This window comes from Streptomyces sp. NPDC022910 (assembly GCF_055561075.1).
This window is the reverse complement of record NZ_JBVHHL010000047.1, coordinates 1-14,286: the sequence shown is the minus strand read 5'-3', so window position 1 is coordinate 14,286 and position 14,286 is coordinate 1. Positions and strand designations below refer to the sequence as shown.

The 14,286-nt window shown below is 69.5% G+C and carries 16 protein-coding genes; 4 read left to right on the top strand and 12 right to left on the bottom strand.

Annotated features, from left to right (window positions below):
- Positions 1–28 precede the first annotated feature (28 nt).
- Entirely contained in the window at positions 29–502 is a 474-nt protein-coding gene (locus ACZ3TS_RS31955; protein ID WP_467624807.1) for a PPOX class F420-dependent oxidoreductase, read from the top strand.
- Here ACZ3TS_RS31955 and ACZ3TS_RS31950 read toward each other — a convergent pair.
- From ACZ3TS_RS31950 to ACZ3TS_RS31895, 12 genes are all read right to left on the bottom strand, one after another.
- Positions 432–1,301, bottom strand: a complete 870-nt coding sequence (locus tag ACZ3TS_RS31950; RefSeq protein ID WP_467624805.1) for a TetR/AcrR family transcriptional regulator — start codon at positions 1,299–1,301, stop codon at positions 432–434. The genes ACZ3TS_RS31955 and ACZ3TS_RS31950 overlap by 71 nt on opposite strands.
- A gap of 281 nt (positions 1,302–1,582) precedes the next feature.
- Positions 1,583–3,904 carry a glycosyltransferase family 39 protein gene (locus ACZ3TS_RS31945; RefSeq protein WP_467624802.1) on the bottom strand — a complete coding sequence of 774 codons (2,322 nt, stop codon included), beginning with the start codon at positions 3,902–3,904 and terminating at the stop codon, positions 1,583–1,585.
- Positions 3,901–5,421 (bottom strand): bifunctional glycosyltransferase family 2/GtrA family protein, encoded by a 1,521-nt coding sequence (locus ACZ3TS_RS31940; RefSeq protein ID WP_467624800.1) that lies wholly within the window; start codon positions 5,419–5,421, stop codon positions 3,901–3,903. The genes ACZ3TS_RS31945 and ACZ3TS_RS31940 overlap by 4 nt, the downstream gene beginning before the upstream one ends.
- 14 nt (positions 5,422–5,435) lie before the next feature.
- Entirely contained in the window at positions 5,436–7,070 is a 1,635-nt protein-coding gene (locus tag ACZ3TS_RS31935; RefSeq protein ID WP_467624796.1) for an ATP-binding protein, read from the bottom strand.
- Positions 7,067–7,807, bottom strand: a complete 741-nt coding sequence (locus ACZ3TS_RS31930) for a response regulator transcription factor (protein WP_467624794.1) — start codon at positions 7,805–7,807, stop codon at positions 7,067–7,069. Before ACZ3TS_RS31930 ends, ACZ3TS_RS31935 begins: the two co-directional genes overlap by 4 nt.
- A 240-nt stretch (positions 7,808–8,047) precedes the next feature.
- Complete coding sequence (locus ACZ3TS_RS31925) at positions 8,048–8,398, bottom strand: antibiotic biosynthesis monooxygenase family protein (RefSeq protein WP_467624791.1); 351 nt, start codon at positions 8,396–8,398, stop codon at positions 8,048–8,050.
- Positions 8,399–8,513: 115 nt separating this feature from the next.
- Positions 8,514–9,380: a DUF2797 domain-containing protein gene (locus ACZ3TS_RS31920; RefSeq protein ID WP_467624789.1), complete on the bottom strand. Its 867-nt coding sequence runs from the start codon at positions 9,378–9,380 to the stop codon at positions 8,514–8,516.
- A 266-nt stretch (positions 9,381–9,646) separates the two neighbouring features.
- Positions 9,647–9,931 carry a hypothetical protein gene (locus tag ACZ3TS_RS31915; RefSeq protein WP_467624787.1) on the bottom strand — a complete coding sequence of 95 codons (285 nt, stop codon included), beginning with the start codon at positions 9,929–9,931 and terminating at the stop codon, positions 9,647–9,649.
- Between the two features lie 76 nt (positions 9,932–10,007).
- Positions 10,008–10,268, bottom strand: coding sequence for a hypothetical protein (locus ACZ3TS_RS31910; RefSeq protein WP_467624784.1), 261 nt, complete (start codon positions 10,266–10,268; stop codon positions 10,008–10,010).
- Positions 10,269–10,548: 280 nt separating this feature from the next.
- Positions 10,549–11,046, bottom strand: a complete 498-nt coding sequence (locus ACZ3TS_RS31905) for a DUF5994 family protein (RefSeq protein ID WP_467624782.1) — start codon at positions 11,044–11,046, stop codon at positions 10,549–10,551.
- A 254-nt stretch (positions 11,047–11,300) separates the two neighbouring features.
- The gene (locus ACZ3TS_RS31900; protein WP_467624780.1) at positions 11,301–11,504 is read right to left on the bottom strand and encodes a cold-shock protein; all 204 of its coding nucleotides are present in this window, start codon (positions 11,502–11,504) and stop codon (positions 11,301–11,303) included.
- 380 nt (positions 11,505–11,884) lie between these two features.
- Positions 11,885–12,286, bottom strand: a complete 402-nt coding sequence (locus tag ACZ3TS_RS31895) for a LysR substrate-binding domain-containing protein (protein ID WP_467624884.1) — start codon at positions 12,284–12,286, stop codon at positions 11,885–11,887.
- Between ACZ3TS_RS31895 and ACZ3TS_RS31890 the strand changes: the two genes are divergently transcribed.
- From ACZ3TS_RS31890 to ACZ3TS_RS31880, 3 genes are all read left to right on the top strand, one after another.
- Positions 12,216–12,794 carry a DUF4331 family protein gene (locus tag ACZ3TS_RS31890; RefSeq protein WP_467624882.1) on the top strand — a complete coding sequence of 193 codons (579 nt, stop codon included), beginning with the start codon at positions 12,216–12,218 and terminating at the stop codon, positions 12,792–12,794. The two genes, ACZ3TS_RS31895 and ACZ3TS_RS31890, sit on opposite strands and share 71 nt — an antisense overlap.
- Positions 12,718–13,317, top strand: a complete 600-nt coding sequence (locus ACZ3TS_RS31885; RefSeq protein WP_467624778.1) for an SDR family NAD(P)-dependent oxidoreductase — start codon at positions 12,718–12,720, stop codon at positions 13,315–13,317. The genes ACZ3TS_RS31890 and ACZ3TS_RS31885 overlap by 77 nt, the downstream gene beginning before the upstream one ends.
- A 190-nt stretch (positions 13,318–13,507) precedes the next feature.
- Entirely contained in the window at positions 13,508–14,275 is a 768-nt protein-coding gene (locus ACZ3TS_RS31880; protein WP_467624776.1) for an AraC family transcriptional regulator, read from the top strand.
- The last annotated feature ends 11 nt before the right edge of the window (positions 14,276–14,286 follow it).

Below are 14,286 nucleotides of genomic sequence, written 5' to 3'. Positions count from 1 at the left end.
CCGGCGCGTCAGCCCCTAGGCTGCCCTCATGGCACCGAACATCGCGACGAACACCGCCGTAACGCTGGACGAGCTGCTGGACTTCGTACGACCCCGTCACCACGCGATCCTGCTGACGCGGCGCGTCGACGGGAGCCCCCAGGGGTCGCCGCTGGCCTGCGGGGTCGACGACTCGGGGCGGATCGTGGTCTCCACGTACCCGGAACGCGCCAAGACCCGCAACGCCAAGCGGGACGAGCGGGTCAGCCTGATCGTGCTCAGCGACGACTGGAACGGGCCGTGGGTCCAGATCGACGGCACGGCCGAGGTCATCGACCCGCCGGACTCCGTCGAACCGCTCGTCGAGTACTACCGCAACATCGCGGGCGAGCACCCGGACTGGAACGAGTACCGGGAGGCCATGGTCAAGCAGGGCAAGTCGATCATCCGGGTCACCCCGGTTCGCTGGGGTCCGGTGGCGACGGGCGGCTTCCCGGCGCGCCTGGTTCCCTCGGAGGGCTGACCGCCGCGGCCCGCCCGGCGGGCCGTCCCCTGGCGACCATCGTCTCGATCCCCGCGATCAGCGTCTCCAGCGCGAACGTGAAGTCCCGGTCGCGCATCTCCTCCACCGTGTCACCGCCGCGGGCCTCCATGAGGTCCGCGGACCGGTGCACGACCTCGCTCAGATCGGAGCTCTGCGTCACCGCGCTCATGGCGTGGCGGAAGTACTCGTCCTGGCTCATCCCGGCCGCCGCGCAGCGCTCGATGAAGTGGCCCTCGACCGTGCCGAACCCGTACACGAACTGGAAGACCGCCGAGATGGCGCCCATCCGGCCGTGCACCGGCAGCCCGGTCAGCCCGATGACCCGCTGTACGGCGAGCGCGAAGGCGGCGGAGTGCGGACCGATGTTGAGGAACCGTCCGGCCAGTGGCGACACCCAGGGGTGACGCACCAGCAGGGCACGGAACTCCGTGGCGAGCGCCCGCAGCTGGTCGCGCCAGTCCTCGTCGGAGTCGGCGACCGGCAGCCGCATCTCGCCGTGGACCGCGTCGAGCGCCAGCTCCAGCAGGTCGTCCTTGGTGTCCACGTACCAGTAGACCGACATCGCGGTGACATTGAGCTCGGCGGCCAGGCGGCGCATGGAGAACCTGGGCAGTCCCTCCGCGTCCAGCAGCCGTACGGTCGCCTCGGTGATCCGGTCGCGGTCCAGGCCGGACGGTTGCTGCCCGCCACCACGCGACCCGCCGCCTCGGGGTGCCTTGTCCTCCAGCCAGACGCTGGCACGCGCCGGACGCCCCGTCCGCTGGGCTGCGTTCACCATGGCGCACCTTCCTCGACACTTGAACCGCTGATCACGATGCTAGGCGCGGGGAACTGCGCGGGCGACCACGAACGGCCCGCACCCGCCCGACCACATCCCCCATCGAGCTGCCGGGCGACCACCGTCGGCACCAGGGAGCAGGCGTTGATCGTCCACTGGATGTCCGAGGTCGCCGCGCCCTTGCTTACGGCTTCTCACGGCTTCTCACGGCTTCTCACGGCGCACAACGAAGCGCGGTGGCCCGGGCACGAGTGCCCGGGCCACCGCTTCGAAGTGAACCGTCAGCCGCTCGTCTTCTGTGTGAGGTCGTAGAAGGTGGCCGAACCGACCGTCACCTTCTTGTAGTTCTTCTCGACCCACGAGCTGATCTGGGAGGAGACGTTGGAGCCGCCGGTGCTGTTGCCACCGCCGCCGAAGCCTCCGCCGGCGATGAAATAGTGGATCTTGCCCTCCGTCACGTACTTCTGGAACTGGGCCAGCGTCGGGTACGGGTCGCTGCCGTTGAAGCCGCCGATCGCCATCACCGGGTCACCGGTGGCGAGCTGGTAGCTCGCGGCGTTCTGGGAACGGATGGACGCGGCGATCCAGGTGTACTTCCCGGCGTCCTTCTCCAGCAGCTTCTTGGCTTCGGAACTGACGTTCGCGCCGTTGAGCAGGCCGCCGATGCCGCCGCCGGCCATGCCGCCCTCGCCCGTCCGGCCGCCGCCGGGGAAGGCGCCCTGCTGGTGGCCCTGCTGGTTCTGGCCCTGGCCGGTTCCGTTCTGCTGGTTCTGGCCGGTCCGGCCGTTCTGGCCGGGCATGCCGCCGCCTGGGAAGCCACCGGCGCTCCCGCCCGGGAAGCCCTGCTGACCGTTCTGGCCCTGGGTGTTGCCATTGCCGTTCTGCTGTTTCTGGCCCGGCATACCGCCGCCGAAGCCGCCGCGCATACCGCCGCCGAAGCCGCCGCGCATACCGCCGCCGCGACCGCCCATCATGCTCGCGCCCGCCGGACCGGCCGTGACGATCGAGCCGGTGTGTCCCTGGTTCACGGTGGTGAGGGTGTACGCGGTCGGACCCGCGATCGAGACCACGAAGCTCAGGACCACGGCCGCGAGGGCGAGCTGCCGCCCCAGCCGGGCCGCGAAGATGAGGCCGAGGGCGCCCACCAGACCGCCGACGAGGACGAGCCACTTCAGCCAGGGCAGGTAGTCCGGCGTCCGGTTGAGGAGCACGTAGCCCCAGGCCGCGGTCGCCGTGACGGTGACCGCGAGGGTGAGCGACGCCCACGTCTTCGAGCGCTCCTCCCACAGGACCGTGACGCCCATGCCGACGAGGGCGGCGATGTAGGGGGCAAGGGCCACCGTGTAGTACTGGTGGAAGATGCCGGCCATGTAGCTGAAGACGAGCGTGGTCATCAGCAGCGATCCGCCCCAGGCGAGGAAAGAGCCACGGACGAGGTCCGTCCGCTGCGCCATGGGGGTGCCCTCGCTCGAGCGAAGTCGAGAGTGGGGGAGCGTGAGCACCAGGCCCGCGACGAACAGGATCAGGGCGGCAGGAAGCAGCCAGGAGATCTGGGAGCCGATCTCGGAGTCGAACATCCGGTCCCAGCCGGTCGAGCCCCACTGGCCGCCGTTGCCGCCGCCCATGCCGCCGACACTGCCGGTCTCGTCGCCGTTGATACGGCCGAGGCCGTTGTAGCCGAAGGTCAGCTCCAGGAAGGAGTTGTTCTGCGAGCCGCCGATGTACGGACGGGAGGACGCGGGCCACAGCTCGACGATCGCGACCCACCAGCCGCCCGAGACCACGAGGGCCACGGTGGCGAGCCCCAGCTGCACGAGTCGCTTCTTCAGCTTCACGGGCGCGCAGACGCCGTAGACGATCGCCAGCGGGGGCAGGATCAGGCACGCCTGCAGGGTCTTCGTGAGGAAGGCGAAGCCGACCGCGACACCCGCCCACACCAGCCACTTGGTGCGGCCGTCCTCCAGGGCACGGACGACGAAGTAGACCGTGAGCGCCATCAGCAGCGCGAGCAGCGCGTCCGGGTTGTTGAACCGGAACATGAGCGCCGCGACCGGGGTGAGCGCGAGCACGACGCCCGCGATCAGGCCGGCCGCGGGGCTGAACCGGCGCCGGACGGCCGCGTACACCACGGCGACGGTGAGGACGCCCATGACGACCTCGGGGACGAGGATCGCCCACGAGTTGAGGCCGAAGATCCGCACCGACAGGACCATCGGCCACAGCGCAGCCGGGGGCTTGTCGACCGTGATCGCGTTGCCCGCGTCCAGCGAGCCGAAGAAGAACGCCTTCCAGGACTTGCTGCCCGCCTGGACCGCCGCCGAGTAGAAGGAGTTGGCGTAGCCGGAGGCGCTCAGGTTGTACAGGTACAGCAGCCCGGTGGCGAGCAGCAGGCCGAGGAACGCGGGGCGCACCCAGCGGGGGTCCTCGGGCCGGCCGCGCCAGACTCTGCGCGCGAACGGCTGCTTGGGCTCACCGGCCCCGGGGGCGGGAGCCGGCCCGGCCACCGGCTCCTCCACGGCTGTCGACCGGGGCGGCGTCGGCGGCCCCCAGGAGGACGGTCCGGCACCCCCCTGGTAACTCGTGCGGTCGTAGTCAGTGGTCATCGTGAATTCCTCGGATCGGTGTCCTGCGGACGCACCGGCTGCAGCGGCATGGTGGCGTGCCTCCAGGAGATGCGGTCCGCGTCAGCACCGGCGCGGAACTGGGTCGTGTCGTACGTCCGGGGCGCCGTCGGGCGCTGGGGCAGCGGCTGGCGCTGCTCGTACGACGGGTACTGCTCGTAGGACGGGTACTGCTGGCCGTACTGGGGCGTCGCCGTGGAGTAGGAGGGCGAGAACGGGCCGTGGGCGACGACGGGCGACGGGGGTGTCTGGGAGTCGTCGCGCCGGTCCGGGAACACCCAGGCCCTGAAGAGCAGGAACCGCAGCACCGTCGCCGCGAGGTTGGCGGCGATCAGCACCGCCAGTTCCGTGGAGTGCGAGGGGTCGCTGGTCGCCGCGTTCAGGGCGGCGAGGGAACCGCTGGTGAGGACGAGGCCGATGCCGAAGACGACAAGGCCCTGCGCCTGGTGCCGGACGGCGCCGCCGCGGCCGCGCACCCCGAAGGTGAGCCGGCGGTTGGCCGCCGTGTTGGCGACGGCCGAGACCAGCAGGGCGAGCGCGTTGGCGATCTGCGAGTCCGAGAACTGCCGGAAGACGCTGTAGAGCACCAGATAGAAGAGGGTGGACAGGCCGCCGACCACGCAGAAGCCGACGAGCTGGCGGGCCAGGCCCTTGGGTACGTTCTGCAGGTCGCGGTCGCGCGGATCGTCGCCGAAGGGACGCGCGATCCGGTCGAGCGGCAGCGACCCGGTGGCCAGCGCCTTTCCGATGCGCCACACGCCCTTGAGGTCGTCGGTGGCGGTCTTCACGATGTGCACCGTGGAGTCGGGGTCGTCGACCCAGTCGACCGGCACCTCGTGAATGCGCAGGCCCGCGCGCTCGGCGAGGACCAGCATCTCCGTGTCGAAGAACCAGCCGGTGTCCTCGACCAGCGGCAGCAGCGCCTGGGCCACGTCACGACGGATCGCCTTGAAACCGCACTGCGCGTCCGAGAAACGGGCCTGCAGGGAACCCCGCAGGATGAGGTTGTAGGCACGGCTGATGAACTCGCGCTTGGGACCGCGTACCACCCGGGAGGTACGGGCCAGCCGGGAACCGATCGCCAGGTCGGAGTGACCCGAGATCAGTGGCGCCACCAGCGGAAGCAGCGCGTTGAGGTCGGTCGACAGGTCCACGTCCATGTAGGCGAGGATCGGAGCGTCCGAGGCGGACCAGACGGTCCGCAGCGCACGGCCGCGGCCCTTCTGCTCCAGCCGGAAGGACTTCACCTCCGCGATCTCCGCCTCCAGCCGCGCGGCCACCTGGGGGGTGGTGTCCGTGGACGCGTTGTCCGCGACCGTGATGCGGAACGCGTAAGGGAACGTGCGCTTGAGGTGCTCGTGCAGTCTCAGCACACATGGCTGGAGGTCCTTCTCCTCGTTGTAGACGGGGATCACTACGTCCAGGACAGGCGTACCGGCGTCGCCGGCCGGGAGGTGCTCCCGCGCCGGCAGGGTGCCGGGAGAAGAGTCGGTTCGCATGGCACCGACTCTCCTCAAGCGCCCTGTCGCGCCCATGTGGTGGCACTGTGCTGTGCCTGTGAGTGCGGTTGCCAGTTCGTTTCGGGGGCGGGCGTGGGCACGTACGGGGTGAGCGCCGGCAGATGCACGGTGAACACCGTCCGTCCCGGAACGCTGTCGACGGTCACGGCACCGCCGTGCGCGGTCGCGACGGCCTGCACGATGGCGAGGCCCAGGCCGGTCGAGCCGGTGGACCGGGAACGCGCCGAGTCGCCACGCGCGAACCGCTCGAAGACGTGCGGCAGCAGGTCCGGCGGAATGCCCTGACCGTCGTCCTGGACGTCCACGCACAGCCACGGTCCGCGTCTTTGCACGCGCGCGGTGACAGTCGTACCGGGTGGGGTGTGGGTGCGGGCGTTGGCCAGCAGATTGACGAGCACCTGCTGCAGCCGTGCGGCGTCGGCGGACACGAGGGCGGGCTCGTCGGGAAGTTCGAGCCTCCAGTTGTGATCGCGTCCGGCCGCGCGCGCGTCGCTGATGGTGTCCACGACGAGCGGTACGAGGTCGGTCTGCTCGAACTGGAGCGGCCGACCCGCGTCGAGCCGGGCGAGCAGCAGCAGGTCCTCGACGAGCAGGGTCATACGGCCGGCCTCGGACTCGATCCGCTGCAGGGCGTGCCGGGTGTCGGGCCCGGTCTCCTCGCGTCCCCGCCTGGTCAGCTCGGCGTACCCGCGGATGGAGGCGAGCGGCGTGCGCAGCTCGTGACTGGCGTCCGCGACGAACTGCCTGACGCGCATCTCGCTCTGCTGCCGTGCGTGCAGGGCGCCGTGGACATGGTCGAGCATCCGGTTGAGGGCGCCCCCCACCTGCCCTACCTCGGTGTGCGGATCGGTCTCGGACTCCGGCACCCGCTCGTTGAGGGTCACCTCGCCGGTGTGGAGCGGCAGTTCGGAGACCCGGGTGGCGGTGGCGGCGACCTTGCGCAGGGGCCGCAGGGCCAGCCCGACGAGCACGGAACCGGCGATGCCGGCGGCGACGAGACCGGCGGCGGTGACACTGACCTCGACGATGATGAGGGTGTCGATGGTGTTGGTGACCTCCGCGGTCGGCAGGGCGACGTAGTACCCGCCGTTGCCGTCCTGGGCGGCGGTGTACTCGACCCGGTACTCCCCGAGGCCCGGGATGTCCACGGTGCTCACGCCGGTCTTCGACGCGTCGGCGAGGCCCGCCTTCTGTGTGTCGCTGAGCGTGCCGGAACCCATGCCGTTCACGCCGACCGTGTCCTTGGCCTTGTACTTGGCGACGACCCCATCGGTGATCCTGCCGCTGCTGTCCACGTAGGCGGCGACGGTCTTGACCTGCGTCGGGCCCTTGGTGACGAAGGTGCTGAGTTTGACACTCGGCTTATCGGTGAGCGTCTGGTCGCGGCCCGGGCCCGGGCCGAGCGTGTTGCCGCCCGGATTCCTCGGGCCCGACACACGCATGGCGCTCTCGTGCAGCTTGCCGTCGAGCTGCCGGTACAGATGCTGGCCCAGCGCGATGGTCGTCACGGTGCCGATCACGGCACACACCACGGCGATCAGCGTGACCGCCGAGACGACGAGCCGCGTCCGCAGCGTGCGCGGCTGTCGTCCTCGCTTCTGCGTACGCGGCCGTCGTCGCCTGCTCATGACGCCGCGGGCTTGATCAGGTAACCGGCGCCGCGCCGCGTGTGGATCATCGGCTCGCGACCCGCGTCGATCTTCCGCCGCAGGTACGAGATGTAGAGCTCGACCACGTTGGCCTGTCCGCCGAAGTCGTACGACCACACACGGTCGAGGATCTGCGCCTTGCTGAGCACGCGCCGCGGGTTGCGCATCAGGAAGCGGAGCAGTTCGAACTCGGTGGCGGTGAGGTGGATGTTCTCGCCTGCCCGCGACACCTCGTGGCTGTCCTCGTCCAGGGTGAGGTCACCCACGACGAGCACCGAGTCGGAACGGCGGTCGGCGGCACCGGACCGCCGGATCAGCCCGCGCAGCCGGGCCACGACCTCTTCGAGGCTGAACGGCTTGGTGACGTAGTCGTCGCCACCGGCGGTCAGACCCGCGATCCGGTCCTCGACGGCGTCCTTGGCCGTCAGGAAGAGGACGGGCACATCCGGCAGTTCGCGCCGCAGCCGCCCCAGGACGGACAGGCCGTCCATGTCCGGGAGCATCATGTCCAGGACGACGGCGTCGGGCCGGAAGTCGCGTGCGGTCTGGATCGCGCCCTGTCCGTCACCCGCACTGCGGATCTGCCAGCCTTCGTAGCGGAGGGCCATGGAGAGCAGTTCGGTGATAGAGAGCTCGTCGTCCACCACCAGCACTCGGACGGGGCTCCCGTCCGGCCTCAGCAGTTCGGTGCGCCCCTGGGGCGAGGTCGTGGTCATGGTGGACACCTTGTCGGGGTCCTCTTAGAGCACGCTTTCACCAATCTGTGATTTCCCTGAGAAACTCACAGGCGCCTCTCAGGGAACTCCTTGGAAGATCGCGAAGTGGCCTGGTTTCCGGGATCCGTGGGCTCGCAGCGGGGCGGAGATGAGACGCGGATGAGCCGGCGTTCTCATGACCCGGCTGTGTGCGGCCTGAGGCGACGCAGCCTCATCGAGGATCTCACCGGGGGGCCGGGCTCAGTCCCGTGCCCGATGAAACGTATGGCTGCGCTCGACCCTGGCGACGTGCAGCGTGTACGTCTCGTACCAGTGTGCGCGCCCGTGCTTCTGGGCCGCGCGGTGCTCCAGATCGCTCCGCCACTCCTCGATGGCGGCCAGGTCCCGGAAGTACCCGACGGTGATCGAGAGCCCGCCCGGGGTACGGGCATGGTCCATCCCGAGGTAGCCGGGGACCTCCTTGACCAGTTCCTCCATCCGCTCGGAGGTTTCCCCGTATCCGTTGTCACCCTCGGTCCGCACGGAGGTGAACACGACGGCGTAGTACGGGGGTTCGTGCGCAGCGACAGGGGCAATGGAGTAATCGCTCATGTCGCCACGATCGAGGCCGACGCCACCGCCCGTCCACTCCCTTTCCGAACGGGATCCCGAAGAAATCCGGTCCTTGACCATCGCGCACCGCGCGGAGGCCACGGTCCCGGGGCTGTCAGAACAGCCCGTCCTGCATCCTGACCTCCCCCGACTCCCTTACCGGAACCGTCACTTCGTCCCGCTCGGTGGCCGTCAGCTCCCACCCCGTCATCAAGCGCGCGTCCAGTACGAGAACCCCGCACCCGGTCGCCAGATGCAGGTCGGGCCCGGCGGCGGCCAGCACATCCCCGGTGACCGCCCCGCCGGCGACCAGCTCGCTCACCACGCCGTCCGCACGGGGGAGCCCGTCGAGGCCGAACACGTCGCTGTGGTCGACGGCCCGGAACGGTGCCCGCTCCAGCGACTCCGGCCAGCCGTCGAGCGCCACCGCCCGCGCGTGCAGCTCCGCCAGCTCGGCGACCCGCTCCCCGGCCGGCGGCAGCGCGGCCCGCACCGCCCGCTTGTCGGCGTACGGAATCCGGTCCGGCACCCGGAGTGCGGCCCGCAGCAGCTCCTCCGTGCGCCGTGCCGCCATCAGCGGGCCGCGCCCCAGCCAGCTGAAGGAGACGGCGCCCTGCTCGAGGAGCCGTGCGGAGCCACGCTCGACCGCGGTGATCCCGACCTTGACCATGCCGGGCCCGAACCACGCGAGATACACCCGGTAAGGCCGCGGATCATCGGCGACGGTATCCGCGGCGACGGAGTGCGCCCGGTCGAGGCGCGCGCACTCCTCGCACCGCGCACCGGTACTGCGCCCCGACACCTCGGCCCGCGCCGGGCACCCGTGGCCGCGGGCGCCCACACACGTCCGCACACCCCCGGCCACGACCGCGAAGGCCACCCGCTTCCCCCGCTCAAGACCACTGCGCCGCCCGCCTTCCCACCCCAGCACGGGCCCGTCGTCACCCCACCGCAGCCCCGTACATCTCCACGCCCGAGTCATCGCTTTCGAGAGTAGGGGCCATCACTGACAGTCATAGTGATACGCGGTCCCCGGTGGCCGTGACGCTGCGCCGCCGGAGCAAAAGCCGCCTGGCCCCGTGTACTTCGCTGCTGTACGGCTCGGGTGGTCGACAAGCGTTCCCTCCGGTCCGTCGATCAGGACGCTTACGGCGGCCGACGACTCAGCCCCCGGTGTTCCCCGTGGTTCCGCGCACCATCTGGCACGACCTCTTCGGCTCCCCAACGGCTTTCGGAAGCGCATGTGGCCTAGTCACCCTGAGCGGGCGCATGCGACTCTTCGTCCTCCTCCATGAACCGGATGCCCTCATGAGTCAGTGAGACGGTGGCGGGGGTGTTGTGCGATGTCCAGTCGACGGCGATCAGACCCTCGCCGACCAGATACGCGCAGGCCGCGGCGAGGTCCTCGTCGGGCAGATGCAGCTCGTCGCGGAGTGCCGCTCCGCTGACCTCAGGGCGATTGCGTTCGACGGCCCCGTACAGAGATTGGAGTACCGCTCTGCGATAGGTCTTGCGTTCACGGAGTGTCGTCATGGCTGTTGCTCTCGGGCTCGTGGCCGACGATGCGGGCGCTTATGGGGCGGGGCTCTTTGTGGCTTTCACCGTCTGGTCACACCTCGTCTCCGGGCGCGTGCTCCTCGAAGGACGATTCACTCGACGCCAGCCAGGATTGTGCAGGCTGTGCGGCGTGCGTGGTGTCGATGGTGAGATGGAGACGGGTCGCCCCCTCGTGGCCGGCGGGATAGCTGCGCTGCTCGGTCGAGGAGAAACAACGACGCAACACTTCTGCCACGCGACGGGCGACCTCCGGCGTCGCCGCGACGATGCGGACCTCGGCGTGGCCCGCGGAGGGCAATGGTTCGTGATCCATGGCGTACCTCCTGCAGGCGGCGTCGAGGACGCAGGACCGGTCGCCGCTGGGAAGGTCCGGGGCCCGGATGTCCGCCGCGCCTCCACGTACGCCCCTTCCTGAAGCGTATGCCCGCGCCTGTCGCCTCTGCCCCCCGAACCGGGCACCCGGGTCATGGTGCCCCGGAGGCGAAGGTCAGCCGCACCACTCGCCCTGAAGGGCCGCACCGTTCGCCCTGAAGCAACGTGCGTCATCCGTGGTGTCTCCGCCCCACGTCGGTCGCCCGCCCGCCGCGGGCCTCTCAAATGATTCCGGGCCCTCCTTCTGACCCCCAGGCGTCGGCCTCGACGAGAGCCAGCATCTGCGGGGCTGTCAGGGGGATCGCGGGATCGACGGCAGCGGTCAGCAGCCAGGTGGCCGCCCCGACAGGCTGGGCGGGTGGGATGACCAGCAGCTGCCGGCGATCCATGGCGCCGCTGTCGAGAGTGATGGCATGCGCCTCGATATCGACGTCTGTCAGAACCACTTCGATCGCGTGGCCGGGCGTCATGACGGTGCACGGGGCGTCGGGCCAGGCGGCGGCGTCCACGGTGACACGCGTGACGATGCCGAAGCCCGGGTTCAGCGAGCCGATCAGCGCGGGCAGCTCCAGTTCCAGCGCGTCACAGCGCGGCCACCAAGCTCCGTCCAGTGGGCCGTGACCGAGTCCCGGCGTGAGGGCCAGCCGAGGCAAAGGCATCCGGTATGTGCGTGCTCCGCCCGATGACGCGCTTTCCGTAAAAATCTCGGTGACGTCCATCTCGCGATCCCGTCCCGGGCGGCATTCGAATGCCCGTTTTCATCGTTGGCCGCGAACGGCACCGCCGTGGTCGCGTTGCGCGAAAAAATCTCGGCAGAGTCAGCGTACTCCCGGCCGTGAAGAAGGGCGAGAGTCGAAATTTTCGCCGCGCTGGCGCAGGCTGCAAAAATGACAAGAAAAACCTGGATCAACGCTCGTCGAGACGTCGGCCCAGGCCATGAGGAAGCCGCCGTTGACGGCGCGCCGTGACGCCGTCAGGCGGGCTGGATGTTCTCCGCCTGAGGGCCCTTCTGGCCCCGCGTTACGTCGAAGCTGACCCGCTGGCCCTCCTGCAGTTCGCGGAATCCCTCGGCTGCGATCTTCGAGTAGTGCGCGAAGACGTCGGCGCCGCCGCCGTCCTGCTGGATGAACCCGAAGCCCTTTTCCGCGCTGAACCACTTGACCGTACCGGTGGCCATTCCGTTTCTCCTTACGTGGGTCGCTGAGGGACCACTCACGTGGAATCCTGGTTGCCGAAATGACCCATCCGGAGCGCACCGGATAAAATGACAATGCGCCTGAAGGTCACATCCCGTCAGACGCACATTGAGTTTCATGGGTACTAAACTGCAACTGCGCCAAAGCTAGCACGAATCCTTGTATTGTGCGCGTTCAGCGAGAAAGTATTGAAAACCGTCACGGCAGCGAGTCACCGTGGGTTCAAATCCCATACCCACTACGGGCAGAGCCGGGATGCGCCGCGTCGCTGCCGGATCTGTCTTTGACCTGTGCGCACTCGGCAGGGGTGCATACGTACATCCATCACATCGGCCTGACGTCCAGACCGCATCCGTGCGACCTAGCTCCGCGGCGCCACCCCGCCGTGGGAGCGCACCGCGATCCCGAGCAGTTCCTCCGCCGCACCGGCCGGGCGGTGGCCCCTGGCCCACACCGCGTGCAGCCGCCGGTGCAGGTCCACGCCCGTCACCGGCACCTCCACGACGCGCCTGTCGGCGAGGTCCGCCTGCATGGTCACCGCGCTGAGCACCGCGGGCCCGGCGCCCTCGGCCACCGCGCTGCGTACCGCCGCGTTCGCGTCCAGCACCATCAGCGGCCGCGCCGGCTCGACGCCTGTCGCGGCCAGCACCCGTTCGAGCGTCTCTCGCGTACCCGATCCCGGCTCGCGGACGATCAGCCGGGTTCGGGCCAGTTCGGCCGAGACCGCCACCGGGGGCGGCACCCGCGTCTGGGCCGGGCGCATCGCGGACTCGTTCTACATCGACCTCGGCCTGCTGGCGATCGTCAACGGCGCGGTGGCGAAGGGGACCGCAGTGGACCTGTCGTCCTGGCACCCGCAGGACGCGCAGAACAGCTTCACCGGGACCTCCGTCGAGACGATCGTGCTCGAAGTCCCGCATGAGCACCCGCAGTTGCGTCCCGGGGCGCGTACCGGCGTGTGGTGCGCGACCAAGCTGGCCACCGACGCCGGCGGATGGCGGCAGATCAACCGCGCCGGGCACCCGATGATGTGGCCGATCTTCTGGCCCGGCGACACCGACTTCTCCAACCCGGCCAACACCCGGCACCCGTCCGAGGACCTGGCCGCCGCCGGCGAGCCCATCGCCGCGCAGATCGCCGCCGTCGTCCGAGCCACCGGTACCTCGGCCGCCCCCGACGGCTACGTGCACCGCCGTGGCGCTGCACCTGAACATCGGCGATACGGCCGACTTTCCTGCCTTCCACGAGGCCGTGGCCGGCGCCCTGCGTGAGACCTTCCAGCGGGACTCCTTCGACCATTTGGTCAATAACGCGGGTTTCGCAGGGATGGCGTTGATCGAGGAGACCACTGAGCAGGAATTCGACAAGCTCACCGACGGCCTGTTCAAGGGCCCGTTCTTCCTCACCCAGACCCTGCTGCCGCTGCTGGCCGACGGCGGTGCCATCGTTAACCTGACCAGCAACTCGACTCTGCCCCAGGTGACCGCGCCTGGCTACTCCGTCTACGCGGCCCTCAAGGGCGCCATGGTGGTCCTCACCCGGTACATGGCCAAGGAGTTCAGCGCCCGCGGCATTCGCGTCAACTCCGTCGCCCCCGGCGCCACCCGCACCCGCTTCGCCGACGACGCTTTCGCAAGGAACCCTGAGATCATTCCGGACCTGGCGAAGACGTTCGCGCTCGGGCGAGTCGGCGAACCCGACGACATTGGCATGGTCATCGCCATGCTGGTCTCCGAGGAGGGGCGCTGGATCACCGGCCAGGACATTGAAGTCTCAGGCGGCCAGAACCTCTGACCAAGCACCCGCGATGACCCCGGCGAGCGCGGCCCTCCCCCACGCCGAAGCCACTGCTGCGCCCGGTGGCACCTCGCTCGGGCCACCGGGCTGCGCTGCGCGCCACACGCTGCCTCAGTACGCCGCACATCCCTTGCCTGATCCTGCTGCGACAGAGCAGGATGAGACTGGTCCGTGCAAGACTGAAGGCATGCCTTTGGCCGAGATGCGCGAGCTGGTGAACCGGCATGCACGCCCCGATCTGACCACAGCGATCGACGGCATTCAGGCATGCAGATTCGACCAGCGCAGCGCACCTGCCGCGGGCATGTCCGGCACCGTGCTGGCGGTCATCGCCCAGGGCGGCAAGCGTCTCGCCCTGGGCGAGCGCCTGTACGAGTACCGACCCGGTCAGTACCTCGTCACCTCGGTCGATCTCCCCGTCACCGGCCACGTTATCGACACCGGGCAGCCCACCCTCGGCTTCGGTATGACCCTCAACCCCGCCGACATCGCTCAGCTGCTCCTGGACGCCGACCCCCGTGACCTGCCTGCCCCGGCACTCACCGCACCCGTCGGCATCGCGGTCAGCCAAGCCCCCTCGGAAATGCTGGATGCCATCGTCCGGCTGCTACGGTTGCTGGACCGGCCCGGTGACCGCAAGATCCTCGCCCCGCTGGTCAAACGGGAGATCCTCTGGCACCTGCTGCGCGGCGAGCAGGGCCCCGCCATCCGTCAGCTCGGCCTGGCAGACAGCGGATTGGCCCACATCAACCGGGCGGTCCAGCAGATCCGAGAGCACTACGCGGAGTCGTTGCGAGTCGAAGACCTCGCACAGATAGCGGGCATGAGCGTGTCCGCGTTCCACCGCAACTTCCACGCCGTGACTGGAATGAGAGGGCTTCTCGAAACCGAGTGTGGAGCTGGGGGTTCCGTACGGGTGTGCTGTTCAGGTGATTGTGGCCGCGCCGGGGCATGAAGGCAGGGCCT